Annotated in this window: 17 protein-coding genes; 7 read left to right on the forward strand and 10 right to left on the reverse strand. The window is 39.9% G+C overall.

The window, feature by feature from the left end:
- Positions 1 to 92: 92 nt before the first annotated feature.
- Complete coding sequence (locus tag DRF67_RS08200) at positions 93 to 1,343, reverse strand: NAD(P)/FAD-dependent oxidoreductase (protein ID WP_115927809.1); 1,251 nt, start codon at positions 1,341 to 1,343, stop codon at positions 93 to 95.
- A 98-nt stretch (positions 1,344 to 1,441) separates the two neighbouring features.
- Here DRF67_RS08200 and DRF67_RS08205 point away from each other — a divergent pair, with 98 nt between their 5' ends.
- The 7 genes from DRF67_RS08205 (at position 1,442) to DRF67_RS08235 (ending at position 9,769) form a co-directional block, all read left to right on the forward strand.
- A complete protein-coding gene (locus DRF67_RS08205; protein WP_115927810.1) occupies positions 1,442 to 2,962 on the forward strand; it encodes an HAL/PAL/TAL family ammonia-lyase in 1,521 nt (506 codons plus the stop codon).
- A 79-nt stretch (positions 2,963 to 3,041) separates the two neighbouring features.
- A complete protein-coding gene (gene fabG / locus DRF67_RS08210) occupies positions 3,042 to 3,773 on the forward strand; it encodes a 3-oxoacyl-ACP reductase FabG (RefSeq protein WP_115927811.1) in 732 nt (243 codons plus the stop codon).
- A 106-nt stretch (positions 3,774 to 3,879) separates the two neighbouring features.
- Positions 3,880 to 5,100 carry a beta-ketoacyl-[acyl-carrier-protein] synthase family protein gene (locus DRF67_RS08215; RefSeq protein WP_115927812.1) on the forward strand — a complete coding sequence of 407 codons (1,221 nt, stop codon included), beginning with the start codon at positions 3,880 to 3,882 and terminating at the stop codon, positions 5,098 to 5,100.
- Between the two features lie 4 nt (positions 5,101 to 5,104).
- Positions 5,105 to 5,359 (forward strand): acyl carrier protein, encoded by a 255-nt coding sequence (locus DRF67_RS08220; RefSeq protein ID WP_115927865.1) that lies wholly within the window; start codon positions 5,105 to 5,107, stop codon positions 5,357 to 5,359.
- A 120-nt stretch (positions 5,360 to 5,479) separates the two neighbouring features.
- Positions 5,480 to 6,364 carry an LpxL/LpxP family acyltransferase gene (locus DRF67_RS08225; protein ID WP_115927813.1) on the forward strand — a complete coding sequence of 295 codons (885 nt, stop codon included), beginning with the start codon at positions 5,480 to 5,482 and terminating at the stop codon, positions 6,362 to 6,364.
- A gap of 173 nt (positions 6,365 to 6,537) precedes the next feature.
- On the forward strand, positions 6,538 to 8,055 hold the full coding sequence (locus tag DRF67_RS08230) for a phytoene desaturase family protein (protein WP_115927814.1): 1,518 nt from the start codon (positions 6,538 to 6,540) through the stop codon (positions 8,053 to 8,055).
- 22 nt (positions 8,056 to 8,077) lie between these two features.
- Positions 8,078 to 9,769, forward strand: coding sequence for a C45 family autoproteolytic acyltransferase/hydolase (locus tag DRF67_RS08235; RefSeq protein ID WP_115927815.1), 1,692 nt, complete (start codon positions 8,078 to 8,080; stop codon positions 9,767 to 9,769).
- A gap of 40 nt (positions 9,770 to 9,809) precedes the next feature.
- On the opposite strand, the gene DRF67_RS08240 is transcribed toward DRF67_RS08235, so the two are convergent.
- The 9 genes from DRF67_RS08240 to DRF67_RS08280 all read right to left on the reverse strand — a co-directional run bounded on the left by DRF67_RS08240 (position 9,810) and on the right by DRF67_RS08280 (position 16,754).
- Positions 9,810 to 10,982 carry a DUF2062 domain-containing protein gene (locus DRF67_RS08240; protein ID WP_115927816.1) on the reverse strand — a complete coding sequence of 391 codons (1,173 nt, stop codon included), beginning with the start codon at positions 10,980 to 10,982 and terminating at the stop codon, positions 9,810 to 9,812.
- Positions 10,983 to 10,986: 4 nt separating this feature from the next.
- Positions 10,987 to 11,463, reverse strand: coding sequence for a hypothetical protein (locus tag DRF67_RS08245; RefSeq protein WP_115927817.1), 477 nt, complete (start codon positions 11,461 to 11,463; stop codon positions 10,987 to 10,989).
- Positions 11,460 to 11,840: a 3-hydroxyacyl-ACP dehydratase gene (locus DRF67_RS08250; RefSeq protein WP_115927818.1), complete on the reverse strand. Its 381-nt coding sequence runs from the start codon at positions 11,838 to 11,840 to the stop codon at positions 11,460 to 11,462. The genes DRF67_RS08245 and DRF67_RS08250 overlap by 4 nt, the downstream gene beginning before the upstream one ends.
- A gap of 4 nt (positions 11,841 to 11,844) precedes the next feature.
- Positions 11,845 to 12,444, reverse strand: a complete 600-nt coding sequence (locus DRF67_RS08255) for an outer membrane beta-barrel protein (protein ID WP_115927819.1) — start codon at positions 12,442 to 12,444, stop codon at positions 11,845 to 11,847.
- Between the two features lie 10 nt (positions 12,445 to 12,454).
- Positions 12,455 to 13,090 carry a hypothetical protein gene (locus tag DRF67_RS08260; protein ID WP_115927820.1) on the reverse strand — a complete coding sequence of 212 codons (636 nt, stop codon included), beginning with the start codon at positions 13,088 to 13,090 and terminating at the stop codon, positions 12,455 to 12,457.
- Entirely contained in the window at positions 13,056 to 13,682 is a 627-nt protein-coding gene (locus DRF67_RS08265) for a LolA family protein (RefSeq protein WP_115927821.1), read from the reverse strand. The genes DRF67_RS08260 and DRF67_RS08265 overlap by 35 nt, the downstream gene beginning before the upstream one ends.
- Positions 13,675 to 14,430, reverse strand: coding sequence for a polysaccharide deacetylase family protein (locus tag DRF67_RS08270; RefSeq protein ID WP_115927822.1), 756 nt, complete (start codon positions 14,428 to 14,430; stop codon positions 13,675 to 13,677). Before DRF67_RS08270 ends, DRF67_RS08265 begins: the two co-directional genes overlap by 8 nt.
- 66 nt (positions 14,431 to 14,496) lie before the next feature.
- Entirely contained in the window at positions 14,497 to 15,558 is a 1,062-nt protein-coding gene (locus DRF67_RS08275; RefSeq protein ID WP_115927823.1) for a beta-ketoacyl synthase N-terminal-like domain-containing protein, read from the reverse strand.
- A complete protein-coding gene (locus DRF67_RS08280) occupies positions 15,555 to 16,754 on the reverse strand; it encodes a beta-ketoacyl-[acyl-carrier-protein] synthase family protein (protein WP_115927824.1) in 1,200 nt (399 codons plus the stop codon). The genes DRF67_RS08275 and DRF67_RS08280 overlap by 4 nt, the downstream gene beginning before the upstream one ends.
- Positions 16,755 to 16,805: the final 51 nt, after the last annotated feature.

The following is a 16,805-nucleotide window of genomic DNA, read 5'->3' on the forward strand; positions in this document are numbered from 1 at the left end:
AAGATAGTTGCCGAAATAAACCGACAACTATCTTATAAATTATTAATAACCTGATCCTATTAATCCGTAACGCTTAATTAGGACTAGTCAAGTCAATTTTGCTGTTGTTGCTTTTCTGATTTGATGAGGTTTGCAAGATTTTTAATTACCGTATCATGCTTTTTCACGAAAGGATTGTCTTTATTCCAGACATATCCTGCTAAAACGGCACATATCTTTTTCTTGACATCCGGATTTTCAGGCTGATGGAAAAACAGCTCCTGCAGATTTCCGGTATACCACTCTTTTACATACGTGGTGAAAACATCCACTCCGTATAAAATATAATCTGTGTATTCTGTCTGCCAGTCAATTTTTTCCCCGTTAAGCTGTCTTAAGGCCAACTTCGCAGCCAGCATTCCTGATTCTGTAGCAAAAGCCATCCCCGAAGAGAACACAGGGTCCAGGAATTCCGAAGCATTTCCTGTTAAGGCAAATCCATCTCCAAAAAGACTTTTTACAGAACATGAATAATCCTTAAGATGTCTGGGTTCAAAGAGAAAATCTACATCGCCAAAACGTTTTACGTAATAGTCTGAAAGAGAAATAGCTTTTCTTAAAGCTTCGGCAGTATCGCCGTTCTCAGACAGCTGGTCTATATATTCCGTAGGGCCTACGATCCCTATGCTGGTATTCCCGTTGGAAAAAGGAATCACCCAAAGCCATACTTCCGTCTCAATGATGTCAAAAGAAATTAAAGTTCCTTCTTCTCCTGGTTCTCTGTTAATATCGTTTACATGAGAAAAAATAGCTGAATGGGGTGAAAGCTTTGAAGGTTTTTCAAGGTCTAACAAACGGGGAAGAACCCTTCCGTAGCCGCTTGAATCGATCACAAATTTAGCATGGATTTCTTTGGTATCGCCATCCTTGTTTTTTATGGTGGTTACAGAATCTGTTCCATTGAAACGGATATCAATCACTTCCGTTTCGAATTCAAGATCAATTCCTTTATTCATTACCTCCTGGGCCAGAGTATTGTCAAAATCAGCTCTGGGTACCTGCCACGTCCAGTCCCAACCCGCTCCGAATTTGTTGCTGAAATCAAAGATGCAAACTTCATCGCCCCGAAGGAAACGTGCTCCCAGCTTTTTCTCAAATCCCATACGATCTAATGCAGGGAAGAGGCCGGCTTCCTCAAAGTGGTCCATCACCCTTGGAATTAAGCTTTCTCCCACCACCAGTCTTGGGAATTTAGTCTTTTCAACAACTTTTACGCTGACGTTATTATTCTTCAGGTATGAAGAAGACACGCATCCGGAAGGCCCAGCCCCGATTACAAGAACGTCAACAGATTCTTTGCTCATCTTTGATTTTTTATTTTAATAATAACTTTTATCTTTGCCGCAAAATTAGTGACAAATAATTAATATTTTATAAAATTATCAACTATTACTTTTAATTGATGAAAATAAATAACTTTTTAGAACTGAAAGACTTTCAAAAAATTATCATTGGGAATGAAAATATAGAACTGGATGAAACCATTTTATCAAGAGTGGATAAAAGTTTTCAGTTTTTAAAAGAATTTTCAAAAAATAAAGTAATATATGGGGTCAATACAGGTTTCGGACCGATGGCCCAGTTTAAGATCAGTGATGAAGATACCCATCAGCTGCAGTATAACCTGATCCGAAGCCACTCCTCAGGAATTGGTAATCCGTTGCCTGCCCAGGAAGTAAAAGCTTGTATGCTGGCAAGGCTCAATACCTTGTCACTGGGCAACTCAGGGGTACACCAATCTGTTATTTTTCTTCTGCAGGAGCTGATCAACAGAGATATTATTCCTCTGATTTTTGAACACGGCGGAGTGGGAGCAAGCGGAGACCTTGTTCAGCTCGCACACCTGGCCCTGGTGCTGATCGGAGAGGGAGAAGTGTTTTATAAAGGAGAAAGGAAGTCTACCAAGGATGTTTTTGCCGCAGAAGGACTGGAGCCGATAAAAGTAGAGATACGTGAGGGACTTGCTCTGATGAACGGAACTTCAGTGATGTCAGGAATCGGGATTGTGAATGCGTATAAAGCCAACCAGCTTACGGATATTTCCATCAGACTTTCCTGTGCTATCAATGAAATTGTTCAGGCCTACGATGACCATTTATCACAAGCACTGAACGGGACAAAAAAACATTACGGTCAGCAGAAAGTCGCTGAAAGAATGCGTGCCCATCTGGCAGACAGTAAGCTCATCAGAAAAAGAGCGGATCACCTTTACACCCATTTCGAAGAACAGGAAAAGGTGTTCAAGGAAAAAGTACAGGAGTATTATTCTCTAAGATGTGTCCCGCAAATTCTGGGCCCGGTACTGGATACGCTCGAATATACTGAAAAAGTTCTGGAAAACGAGATCAATTCTGCCAATGACAATCCAATCATTGATGTTGAAGATCAGCATGTGTATCACGGCGGAAACTTCCATGGAGATTATATTTCTTTGGAAATGGATAAGCTTAAGATCGTCGTAACAAAGCTGACCATGCTTGCCGAAAGACAGCTGAACTATCTTCTGAATGCTAAAATCAATGAAATCTTGCCTCCTTTTGTAAATTTGGGCAAATTAGGGTTCAATTTCGGAATGCAGGGGGTTCAGTTTACGGCAACTTCAACGACTGCAGAAAGCCAGATGCTGTCGAACTCTATGTACGTTCACAGTATCCCCAACAATAATGACAATCAGGATATCGTCAGTATGGGGACCAATGCGGCGGTGATCTGCAGAAAAGTCATTGAAAATGCTTTTGAAGTATTGGCGATTGAAGCGATTACGATTATTCAGGCTGTGGAATATCTTGGTTTCCAGGATAAGGTTTCATCATCTACCAAAGAACTGTATGATGATATCAGAAAAATTATTCCGGCGTTCTCAGATGATATGGTGATGTATCCATACCTTGAGGAGGTGAAGAAATATTTGAAGGCAATGTAATTATCGGCAGTGATCAACTGTCATAATATACAGAGGCATAAACTTGACAAAAAAACTAAAACGATATAAACACTAACGCATGAAATGTGCAATTGTAACAGGAGGCTCCAGAGGAATCGGGAGAGCGATCTGTATAAAACTGGCTGAAGAAAAAAATTATCATCTACTGATTAATTATACTTCCAATGAAGCTGCGGCAAAAGAAACCCTGGCCAGGGTGGAAGAGCTTGGATCTACCGGAGAGATCCTGAAGTTTGATGTAGGAAATGCGGAAGAGACGCAGGAAGTATTAACAGCCTGGCAGGAGAAAAATTCCGATGCCATAGTAGAGGTTATTGTTAATAACGCCGGCATTACAAGAGACGGGTTGTTTATGTGGATGCAGAAAGAGGACTGGAACAGTGTGATCAATACAAGTCTGAACGGTTTCTTCAATGTAACGAATTTCTTTATCCAGAAACTCCTTCGTAACAAATACGGACGGATCATCAATATGGTGTCGGTTTCAGGAGTAAAAGGAACAGCAGGACAGACGAATTACTCAGCAGCAAAAGGTGCATTGGTAGGCGCGACAAAAGCCCTGGCACAGGAAGTTGCCAAAAGAAACATCACCGTAAATGCTGTGGCTCCGGGCTTTATCAGAACAGACATGACTCAGGAATTCAATGAAGATGAGCTTAAAGCGATGATTCCTGCCAACAGATTTGGTGAAGCAGAAGAGGTCGCGGATCTTGTTGCATTTTTAGCATCCCGGAAATCTTCATACATTACCGGAGAAGTCATTAATATTAACGGAGGAATTTATTCATAATAATCTTACAATATACCAATGTACCAGGATATTAATGTTGGATGAAACTCAATGAAAATATTGTTAAATTGCCAGACTGTTACATTGGTACATTAAATATAAACACATGGAAAATAGGGTTGTGATTACTGGAATGGGAATTTATTCCTGCATCGGGACGTCTTTAGAGGAGGTCACTGAATCCCTGTATCAAGGAAAATCCGGTATTGTTTTAGATGAAGACAGAAAAAAATTCGGTTTCAGGTCAGGGCTTACAGGTGTTGTTCCGAAACCGGAACTGAAAAATCTTCTGAACAGACGCCAGCGTGTCAGCATGGGTGAGGAAAGCGAATATGCCTACCTTGCGACCCTTGATGCCCTGAAGCAGGCACATCTGAATGAAGATTTTTTAGATACCCACGAAGTGGGAATTTTATACGGAAATGACAGTGTTTCCAAAGCAGTGGTAGAATCTATCGATATTGCAAGGGAAAAGAAAGATACAACATTGATGGGATCCGGAGCGATCTTCAAATCAATGAATTCCACAGTGACGATGAACCTTTCTACAATTTTTAAACTGAAGGGGATCAATCTTACCATCAGCGCAGCCTGCGCAAGCGGCTCGCATTCCCTGGGGCTTGCCTTCATGATGATCAAAAACGGTTTTCAGGATATGATCATCTGTGGTGGTGCTCAGGAAACCAACAAATATTCGATGGCGAGTTTTGATGGTCTGGGCGTCTTTTCTGCAAGAGAGGATGAGCCTGTAAAAGCATCGAGACCATTTGATGCAGGAAGAGACGGCCTTATCCCAAGTGGGGGAGCCGCTACTTTAATCGTGGAGAGTCTGGAGTCTGCACAACGAAGAGGAGCTCCTGTTATTGCGGAGATTATAGGGTACGGTTTTTCTTCAAACGGCGGCCATATCTCTACTCCTAATGTTGACGGCCCGGCTTTGGCAATGGACAGAGCCCTGAAACAATCCGGCTTGAAAGCGTCTGATATCCATTATATTAATGCCCACGCTACTTCCACACCCATTGGTGATGCCAATGAAGCCAAAGCCATTTATGAAATTTTTGGAAGTGAAGTTCCTGTGAGCTCTACCAAATCAATGACCGGACACGAGTGCTGGATGGCGGGTGCAAGTGAAGTTATCTACTCTATTCTGATGATGCAGAATAACTTTGTAGCTCCTAATATCAATCTGGAAAACCCTGATAGTGAGGCGGAAAAGATAAATTTGGTCTCAAAAACAAAAAATCAAAAAATTGACGTATTTTTGTCCAATTCTTTTGGTTTTGGGGGAACCAATTCTGCACTAATAGTTAAAAAATTTGATTAAAAACATGGAAAGGGAAAAGATTGTTGCTATTGTTAATGATTTTTTGGTAAACGAATTCGAAGTAGACGGAGACGAAATCACTAATGATGCCAACCTTAAAAATACACTGGGCTTAGACAGCCTCGATTATATCGACATGGTCGTAGTGATCGAATCCAATTTCGGAGTGAAATTAGGTGAAGCAGATTTCAAGAAAATGGTGACATTTGATGATTTCTATACAACGATTGAAAATAAGATTGCTGAAAAAAACGCTTAGTTATTGAGTAAATCTTTATTCTATAAAATGTGCCAATGTAATAATATCACAGTGATCCGGTAAGGAACACTTTTAAAATGGTAGTATTACATTGGTTCTCTGTTATATTAAACTGTATATATGAACAAGTGGAAAGGTAAATCTAAAGGAACAGTACTCGGATACAGAATATTCGTCTGGTGTATTAGAAATATCGGAATCAGAAGTTCATATGGGGTGCTTTACTTTGTAGCAGCCTATTATTCTCTGTTTCAGAAGAGGAGCAACCAATATATTTTTTATTATTTTCAAAAAAGACTCAACTACGGATATTGGAAGTCCAAAGTGTCGATCTTTAAAAGTTATTTTACCTTCGGAAAAGTTCTGATTGATAAGACAGCCATTTCTGCCGGACTCCGGGAAAAATACACCTATGAATTTGACGGAATTGAAAATCTGAGAAATCTTCTTGCTGCCAAAAAAGGAGGGGTTCTGATCAGTGCCCATATCGGTAATTTTGAAATTGCTGAACATTTTTTTGCAGACATTGATTTTGACTGCCAGATCAATCTGGTCACTACAGACCAAGAAGTGACCGTTATCAAAGAATATCTGGAGAGTGTCGCCATAAAAGAGAGTAACATCAAATTTATCTACGTCAAAGAAGATATGTCTCATATTTTTGAGATCAATCAGGCGTTGTCCAATAATGAGCTGATTTGTTTTACCGGTGACCGTTACTTTGAAGGATCAAAATACCTGGAAGCAGACCTTCTCGGAAAAAGCGCCAAGTTTCCTGCCGGGCCTTTTCTTATTGCTTCCCGGCTTGGTGTTCCTGTGGTGTACGTCTATGTGATGAAAGAACGAAATCTTCATTATCACCTCTATGCCAGAGTCGCTCAAAATATCAAAAACAGAGATTCACAGGGACTTTTAGAGTCTTATGTTCAGAATCTCGAGACCATGGTGAAAAAATATCCGTTTCAATGGTTTAATTATTTCGATTTTTGGGATGATGTAGATTAATTTTTCTATTTTTACCTCTGAAAACTAACATAAAACTAAAAAACCATTAAGATTTTTGAGAATTTTAGATCATGACCTTCTACTGACCCCGATAGATTGGATTTGTCACTACCAGATGATCTCAACATTAGCTAATTCTCAAAATACTTAACTTTAAAAACACACATTCTCCTTTGAAAAAAGAATATGATATACTTGTAATCGGCAGCGGATTGGGAGGACTTGTTTCGGCTCTTGTTTTAGCGAAAGAAGGCCTGAAAGTGTGTGTCTTAGAGAAAAATAATCAGTATGGGGGCAATTTGCAGACTTTCTCAAGGGATAAGCTCCTCTTTGATACGGGAGTTCATTACCTGGGCGGGTTATCAAAGGGACAGAACCTTAACCGTTTTTTTTCTTACCTGGAGATTATGGATGGGCTGGACCTTCAGAAAATGGATGAAGACGGCTATGACAGGATCAGCTTTGGCGATGATTCCATTGAGTATCCGCACGCACAAGGCTATCAGAATTTTGTAGAGCAGCTTATCCGGTATTTTCCCAACGAAAAAGAAAATCTTGAAAACTATTGTGAAGAAATTCAATACGTATGCAGCCAGTTTCCACGGTATAATGTTGTGGGAAAAGATCATTACAATGAAGAGATACTGCATCTCAATACGAAGAGATTTATAGAGTCGGTCACTCAGGATAAAAAATTGCAGTCGGTTCTACTCGGTTCCAATTTTCTATACGCCGGAGATTCCGGGAACGTTCCGTTCTATGTGCATGCCCTGACGGTCAATTCTTATATTCAGAGTGCTTATAAATGTGTAAAAGGCGGCAGCCAGATCTCAAGGCTTCTGATCCGGAAGCTTCGGCAGTACGGCGCAGATGTATATAAACATGCCGAAGTCTCAGCGTTTGTTTTTAACAGCAATAATGTGCTGTCGTCCGTGAAGACCGTTGGAGGTAACGAATATGTGGCAAAACAGTTTATCTCAAATATTGAAATCCGTTCCACGGTAAAGCTGATTGGAGAAGAAAGGCTGAAAAAATCCTTTTTAAACCGGATATTAAGCTGGCAGCCGGTTCCTTCGTGTTTTAGTGTATACCTTATCTTAAAACCTCATACTCTTCCTTCTTTTAATTATAATCTCTACCATTATTCTTCAGAAGAACTGGTATGGAAAGCATCTCAATATAACAGAGCATCATGGCCGGAAACTTATATGCTTTCCTGCACTCCGTCCAGGCATTATCCTGAATTTGCTGAGAGCCTTACCGCTATTTCCTATATGGATTTTGATGAGGTAAAACAGTGGGAAAATACCTTTAATACTGTTGCTGATGCGCATGAAAGAGGCGAGGAGTATAAAATGTTTAAACTGGATAAAACAGAAAAGATGCTTGACGCCCTGGAAAAGAAAATTCCAAATCTGAGACATGCCATTAAGGATATATATACCTCTTCACCGCTCTCTTACCGTGACTATATTGGCAGTTTTGAAGGCAATATGTACGGATATATGAAAAGCTCTGCCAATCCTCTGAAAACAATGGTTTCTCCCCGTACAAAAATAGATAATCTCTTTCTTACCGGGCAGTCTGTGAATATGCACGGAATTTTAGGAGTGACCATAGGGGCTTTTAATACCTGTGCGGAAATTCTGGGAAAGGAAACCGTTGACAACAGGCTAAGATCAGTAATTTAACAAAAGCAGAAATTGAAAAACTATGGCCATCCGCTCATTCTATATAATTTTTCTGTACACCTGTTTTCTGATCCCTGTCTCATGTGGCATCTCAAAATCTGTACATCATATTCCTGATGTTAAGCAGTATACACTGGAAGTCCCTGAAGTTCATCAGCTTAATGATAGTACCTTCAGGTATAAGCAGAATTTCCTGACTAAAAACAGGCAGCAGCTCTGGGAGCTTTATATCAAAGGAAATCCTTTGCAGCTGGGCTATAATAATGGAGCCCTTACGCATAAGCTAATGCAAAAACAGGAACAGATATTCTTTTCAAAAGTAGAAGGGTTTGTGCCTTCCAAATTCAGGCAGAGAATTCTGAGAGGCTTTTTAAAGTGGTACAACAGGAAAATGTATCTGAATGTAAGGGAGGATTATCAGGCAGAGCTCTACGGGCTTTCGCGGTATTCTTCTGACCAGTATGATTTTATAGCGCCCTCATATTTAAGAAACCTTTACCTGCATGGAGCTCATGATATAGGACACGCAATGCAGGACCTTGCAATGGTAGGCTGCACATCACTTGCCGTCTGGAATGAAAATACTGAAGACGGTGATCTTCTGATCGGAAGAAACTTTGATTTTTATGTAGGTGATGATTTTGCTCAGAATAAACTGGTGGAGTTTGTAGAACCTGAAGAAGGTATCCCCTATATGTCTGTCAGCTGGCCCGGAATGATCGGTGTGGTATCGGGAATGAACAAAAAAGGAATTACTGTCACCATCAATGCAGGCAAGTCAAAAATTCCTTTGACGGCAAAGACTCCGATCTCTTTTGTAACAAGAGAAATATTGCAGTTTGCCGGAAACATTGAAGAAGCGGTTGCAATTGCAAAAAGAAGAAAAGTTTTCGTTTCTGAATCCATTCTTGTGGGCAGCGCGGAAGATAAAAATGCGGTGATCATTGAGGTTTCACCAGATAATTTCGGAGTATACCGTGTAGAGAATACCAGCAGGGTTCTTTGTACCAATCACTTTCAGTCTGATGCCTACACGGACGATCAGAGAAACCGGAAACAGATCAAAGAAAGCCATTCTGCATACCGGTATGAAAAACTCCAGGAGCTTTTGCAGGAACAAAAGAAACTGAATCCTGAGAAGATGGCTTCTATTTTAAGAGACAGATCGGGACTGAAAGGTGAACAGATCGGCTATGGAAATGAAAAAGCACTGAATCAGCTCCTCGCTCATCATGCCGTTATTTTTTCACCCCAGAAAAAACTGGTGTGGGTTTCCTCTAATCCCTATCAGTTGGGAGAATTTGTGTGTTACGACCTGAATGAAATTTTTACAGAGAACGGACTTCATCCCAACGATTTTTCAAAATCTACACTGAATATTTCCAGGGATCCTTTTGCCGATTCTGTGGAATTCAAAAAGTATGAAGAGTACAGAAGGATAAGCTCAGAATTAAATGAGCTGAAACGTAGCGACCCAAAGGTCAGCGATGACTATCTGGTCCAATATAAAGCCTTAAATCCCGATTTCTGGAAAGGATATTATACCGTAGGAAAATATTACTTTGATCGAAAAGAGTACGCAAAGGCTAAACCTGAATTTGAAAAAGCCCTGACTAAAGAAATAACAACTGTTCCGGACAGAAAAAGTGTTGAAAAATACCTTAATAAAATCAATAAAAAGCTGCCTAATCAACCGGAGACGGAAAGGAAATAAGTGTTTAGAGTAGGGCAATGGATCCCTTCTCTTTTCAAAATCAGTTTTTTTCAGGATTCACCCTGTTAAGGAAAAGAAAAGTGGTGACTCCGGAGAGTAAAGACAATGAGGTGCTTAAAATAAAACTTCCAATGATATACTGAAGTAGGTTATTCCTGATCAGGTCAAAATTTAAATCCTGACTTAAAATATCACTGTCGCCACTTACAAATGGTGCTCCCAGAAACAGAGACGCGGCAATAATAAAAGGAATAAAAGGGGGAAGGCTCACGTTGGAGGCTATGAAAGCAAGTACTTTATTCAATTTAAAAAGTACGGACAGACTAATCACCAAAAGCGTCTGAAATCCCCAGAATGGTGAAAGTCCTATAAAGACTCCCAATGCTATGGAAAATGCCTTTGTCCGATTGCTTCCGTCACTTTCCAGAACATCTTCCTTGATGAACTTTTTAAAGCTTTTTTTTTTGAAATTATTCACGAAGTTCCGCGGAATAATATAAAAGAGGGTGATGGTCACCAGAATAGTGTTGAGAATACTGATGCGGGTAAAATCCCTGAAAGGCCTGAAATGGGAAACCCGTTCAGCCGGATCATACAGTACTTTTACCGGAACATTTTTTACCGGAATGTGCCTCCAGGCAGTTCTCACAATGATTTCAATTTCAAATTCGAACTTAGGCGTAAAATATTTTTTAGGAATTTTGTGCAATGGATAAAGCCTGTAGCCGGATTGGGTATCTTCCAGTCTGATACCGGTTTCAAACCAAAACCAGAAATTGGAAAATGTATTCCCAAAGCTGCTTTTTCTGGGAATGCCGTCCTGCGACATATTTCTGTTTCCGATGAGGAGGATCGCTTCTTTCTCCTGAAGAAGTGCTTCCACAAAAACAGGAATGTCGTCAGGGTAATGTTGCCCGTCAGAGTCAATCGTTATGGCATAGTCATAACCGATTTCAAGTGCTTTTCTGAAGCCTGTTTTAAGTGCGTTTCCTTTTCCTTTATTTTCGGAAAGGGTGATCACTGTAATCTGCGGATACTGAGCAAGAATATGTGATGTGGAATCTGTAGACCCGTCATTCACCACCAGAATGTTTCCGGTATAGAGTAAAACACCGTCAATGACCCTTTTCAGGGTTTTCTCGTTATTATAGGTGGGGATTAAAACGCAGATTTTCTTTTCAGAAATTGCATTTTGTACGTCAGGAAGGAGCATTGCTTTATTTTAAAGTGGCTCTTTCAGCCTCTGTAATGGTTTTAGACTGCATGGCAAACCTCTTGATATAGCTTTTCAGTGCCGTATTTTGTTTGCTGTAATTGTTCAGAAGAAATGCCTTATCATCTTTAAGGCTTCCACGATATCCTACAATTTTAGGGATATTTTCCTGTACACTTAGTCGGATCAGACGCAGTTCGGCGTTATTCGGATTGCTTTTGATGATGCTTTCCAGATTGGTAGCTCCTGTTTTCACCAGGGCTTTTCTGTTGCCTTTAGTGATCTTTGCTTCCATGATCTTTGCCGCTGCTTTATAGCCTAAGGTTACAGGGTCAGAACCTGTCTGCTTATCCGCAGTTTCGATGAAGCTTTCTGTATTGGCATTAGAACTGGTCGATTTGGCATAGCTGTTTCTCAAGGCCTCCATATCAGATTGAAAGAAAAAAACAAATGCCGTAACCAGTGATAAAATTAGTTTCATGACGGTAATTTTTTATAGCTTACAGACAATTTTAATGCAATAGTCTCGCCAAAGGAAGTCGTATTTTTCACTTTAACATCCTCACCGTTCTCATCAATATCCAGGTAAAGATCCAGATCAGGCGTCTCAAAAGGATTAATAATAGCCATGAATTTCACATTCGAGGCTGTTTTTAAGAATAATTTAGATCCAATAAATTCCTCAGTCAGTTCTTTGATGATCTGCATCATACAGACTCCTGGGGTTACCGGATTTCCCGGGAAATGGCCTTTGAAAATTTCATGATCCTTATTCAGGGTGATGTGGGCAACAAATTTTCCATCTGCTTCTTTTTCGTATGATGATAATGTATAAAAGTCTGTAAGAATCGTTTGCATGATCTTATTTTTTAAGATTAAATGTATAATAAACTCCAACCTGGAAGGTTACATTGGTATGGTTATTATTGATGTGAACAAATCCTTTTTTTATTCTGGCTTCAACACCTATATTTTTTGTGATATCATATCCTGCACCAGCCAGCAGCCCAAGATCGGCATCTGTAGGAAAATCAATCTCCTTATGATCGGTAAGAAATTCTAGAGTAGGACCGAAATGGATGTTAAACTTATCAAAATAAAACTTATTCACTACCGCACCGCCTACATATGAAAGTGTAACGTTTTTAGAAGCTACAGAAGGATTTTGACTTTCAAATTTTGCTCCTTGGCGTGTATAATAGATCTCCGGTTGAAGAGCATAGAATTTAGCAAAACGAATATTGGCCTGGAAGCCGATATAAAAATCAACTTTGGATTTGATGTCAAAGCCGTTGCTTGTATAATGATAGCCCTGGTTGTCATTGTAGTACCTGTAATCATAGGCCGGTCCGTCAGATAAATGCGAGATATTGGCACCTAACCTGATTCCCGGATTAAAGGTTACCTGTGCAATAGATAAAGAAGAGATAAGTAAAATAAGGAAGAAATATATTTTTTTCATGGGGGAAGTATTACTCCGTTTCGGTTATTTGAAATAGTTTTATATTGATCTTAAAGTCCTTGTGCCGGAGGTTTAAGCTATCCGCGAAGATAGGCTTTTTTGCATCAAAAGTGAAATCGATTTTCTCCTTGTTGTTTTTCGTGTAGATGACTTGTTTCAGTAAATGATCTTCTTTGCCAAAGAAGAGATAATATCCCCTATGATCGATTCTGGAAAGATAAATGACCGCATTTTTATTTTCGAAGGTTTCGCTTACCGGATATTTTCTTTTCAGAAGTTGCTGAAAATCATTTTTCAGGAAATTAATAACCATTTTTTTATCAAGATCCGGCAGGACGTAATTGAGCTTAAAGCGGTCGTCAGAAATTTCAAAATCAATCAGCTTATTTCCAAAATCTGAAGTGAGCGCCACACGGTGTGTGCTATCACTCATTTTTTTTATGATCAGAATGCCGCTTACATGATGTTTATAAATGTCCATCTGGCATTTGTACACATAATCTTCATTCGAAGAAAAGTATAAATTTTCAACCTTTTTTTGTGTTGTCGGAACTGGTTTCGCAGCAATAAGCTGATACGTCTTACAGGAAACCGTCAATAGGACGATGAGGCTATAAGCTAAACTCTGATGCAGGTATCGAAGCATTGATCTTGGTGTTTTTGAAAACGATATGGGTAGTATCTCCTGATGCTTCTGTCATATTAACCTGGGAAACCGTAGACTGGTTTTTTGGAAAATAAAGTTCAATCTGTCTGATGTATTTCAGCAGTTGGGTAGTTTTGGGAACGAACTTAGCAACGTGATAATTTCCGTTTTTAAAATAGGTAACCGTGAATTCAGGATCACTGAACATGGTGCCGTTTGAGCTTCCTACAATAAGTTTATTGATCTTCTCGAATGTTTTACTCTTCGCATCTACTGACGACTTTTTGCCCTGGTCGTTGATGAAAATTTTATTGCTTTTAAACACAATGCTGTACTGATAAGGTTTGGTGTACTTCCAGCTTAGCATATTGGGCGTCTGCAAAGACATTTTTCCATACGTTACAATATCTTTATCCAAAAAGTCCATTTTTTTGGTCTGGGTAAAGTCACTCTGAAGCGTTTTGATTTGCTTTGTTTCTGATGATATTTTGGATACGAATGCTTTGGCTTCAGCTCCCGACATTGCCGTATTTTGTGCAAAAAAGAAGCCTGAAACTAATAAAAATGTTCCAAAAGCAATATTTTTAATCATTTTTCTTTGAATTTGTAATTGAATCAACGGTAAAGGTTGAATATTTCTGGTCGTTCAAAAATACTAATAAATCTACCAGGACCCGGTATGTTTTTTCGGAAGTGTCATGCAGAAGGATTATGCTGCCTTTTTTCAGGCTTTTGGTAATTCTCCTGTAAATTTTCTTTTCATCATCAATCATGGTATCCAGAGAGCGGACATTCCACCCGATACTTTTTTTATGTGTTTTTTTTATTGCTTTTGCAATATTCGGATTGGTTACACCGAATGGTGGGCGGTAGAGGTCTGTGGTTATATTTCCTGTATTGCGTATGACTTCATCACACTTTTCAATCTCTTCAATCATTTTAGAGGTCGATAAAAAGCCTGTTGACCTGGCATGGGAAAGGGTGTGATTTCCTATGGTATGACCTTCGGCAATGATCCTCTGAAATGTATCAGGATATTGTTCAATCTGCTTCCCGATACAGAAAAAGGTCGCTTTTACGCCGTGTTCTTTTAAAAGATCTAAAAACTGTGGGGTGAATTCTGTAGGCCCGTCATCAAACGTTAAAGCTATTTCTTTGGTTTTTGTCCGGCGGTGGGTAATGCTGTTGACAAAATATTCCAGCCCGATATCAAATGATCCCCAAACCACGACTGCTGAAAATCCCAGAAAGCATACCAGGTAAACCCAAAAGCTTCCCTGGAACGCATAAATAAAAACGTTACAGAAAAGGTAAAACAGAATAAATGGGTAGTGTTTCATTGCTGGCTGTTTTTAGGGATGGTAATATAATAGGCAAATGAAGTCCGTTTTTTTGCTTTTCATCTATTAAGCCTTCTCCAATAGGACCAGGCTATGATCACTTCCTCCAAGATGGTTATACAGAAGGACATTTCTGATCTCTTCTTTCTGAACAGTATTGATCTTCATCACTTCCGGAATCTTCTGATCTCTGAGAATGTGACACGCCATAAATATAGAAAATCCACTGGCGGTATTGAATTCCCCACTCAGATGTTTGTAATACAGCTGTGATGAAGCTGGAAACAGCTTACTGGCTTTTGTATAGTAAGCATCTGAGCCTGCATCACCACTGAAGCCCAAAATAACAGCATCAATATCGTTATGAGAAAGGTTGTTTTGACTTAAGAAGTTCTGTATAAAAACCTCAACTTCGCCCAACAGGACACGGTTACTGATATTGATATTCTTAAGCTTTGCGTAAGTACTTTGGGTCTTCTCTTTTCCTACCACAAAGAAGCTGGCGCCCTCCCCCCAAACTACTCCGCTGGTGGAAGAGTTCAGATAATCTGCAGGGAGATCCGTTTCTTGTTTTATCGTATGATTGAGAACGTAGAGTTCCATTGTTCTGTCTGTTTGTTCATCGGTAGAGCCCACAAGAATATTTTGTGCTTCTCCGTCATTGATCTGAAGCTGCGCATCCAGTAATGAAAACTCCAGAGAAGAAGAGGTATTCACATACGTGAAGTTATAAGCATGGCACTGTAATCCGAGTGCAATCTGTCCGGCAACGGTGTTGTGGGTAGACTGGATAAAAAATGTAGGGGTTAAAAATTCCTCACCATGATCGATTACGTTTTTCAGAAATTTTTCAGAATCCTGGGAACAGCCCATTCCCGTTCCTACGATGATGGCATCCGGCTGATCGATTCCAGCTTCTTGTAATGCGTGATGAGAAGCGACAGAGCTCATTTTTACCGTTTTAGACATTCTCCTGATCATGGCAGGCGGAATAAACTCTTTATAGGGAGGTTCTATCGCTTTGATGATATTGGAAGAACTTACAGGCGTAAGGTTCTGAAGGATGTTTTCTTTTAAAGTGTCCTGAACTGAGATACAGGATGCACTGTTGATGTATACTGCGCTCATGACTTTGAAAAAATTAATGTTGAGCAGTTTCCTCCAAATCCAAATGAATTGGAAAGAACATGGTTAATGCTTTTCTCTTTCAATTCGGTTACAGGGGTAAGATCAAACTCTTCCATTTTGGTTTTGAAATTCAGGTTGGGGAAAATTAGGCTGTGCTGCATGGATAGAATAGAAAATACCGCTTCTATACCGGCTGCTGCGGCTAAAGTATGCCCTGTAAATGCTTTGGTTGAGCTGAACTCGGGCACCTGATTTTCACCGAAAATCCTGATCATTGCAATTCCCTCTGACAGATCATTGTTGGGTGTTGCAGTTCCGTGAACGTTGATATAATCGATATCATCTTTCTCCAGACCTGAAACCTTCAGAGCCTGCTGCATTGCCAGAAAAGCGCCCTGACCGTTTTCTGAAGAAGCGGTCTGATGATGAGCGTCATTGGCATTTCCATATCCGGAAAGATAGGCCAGAACAGGTTTATTTTCTTTTTTTACGGCTTCCTCGGATTCAAGAACCAGAAAAGCAGCAGCTTCTCCAAGATTCAGCCCCTTCCGGTCGTTGTCAAATGGGGTGTTGTATGAATCGGTAAGAATCATCAGGGTATTGAAACCATTCAAAGTAAACTTGGAGAGGGAATCTGTTCCCCCGACGATAACACGGTCTAAAACACCACTTTTAATAAGTTTTGCCCCCATCATGATGGCGTTGGCTGCGGATGAACAGGCTGTACTGATGGTAGAAACCATCCCTGTCAAACCGAGATAACCGGCAATTGCCAGTGAAGAGTTTCCCGCGTCGTGAGCATCAATGTATTTTTGCTTTTCAGGAAAGTTTTCATATGAGTAGAAATATTTTTCGGTAATATCCATCCCTCCTACACTGGTAGAAGAAATAAGCCCCGTCCTGCAGCTGTTGATATCTGAAATTCCCGCACTTTCTACCGCTTCTTTTGCTGCCATCATCCCCAATAAAGATGTTCTCGTTACGTTGTTGTCTTCTTTGAGCTGAAGTTTACGTATAAGTTCTTCATTAGATAACTTTATCTCACCGGTTTTGATGGAGCCTGCATGACGGGTTTCAAACATCTGGATGTCTGAAATGCCATGTTTCCCGGACTGCAGTGAAATAAAGTTCTCCTTCACTGTGTTTCCAATGGAGGAAATAATGCCCATTCCTGTTATGGCAATTTTTTGACTCATGGTATTCTATAATGTACCAATGCAACAGTATATCAATTTACCAATACTGCT

Source organism: Chryseobacterium pennipullorum (assembly GCF_003384725.1).
GTDB classification, from domain to species: domain Bacteria; phylum Bacteroidota; class Bacteroidia; order Flavobacteriales; family Weeksellaceae; genus Chryseobacterium; species Chryseobacterium pennipullorum.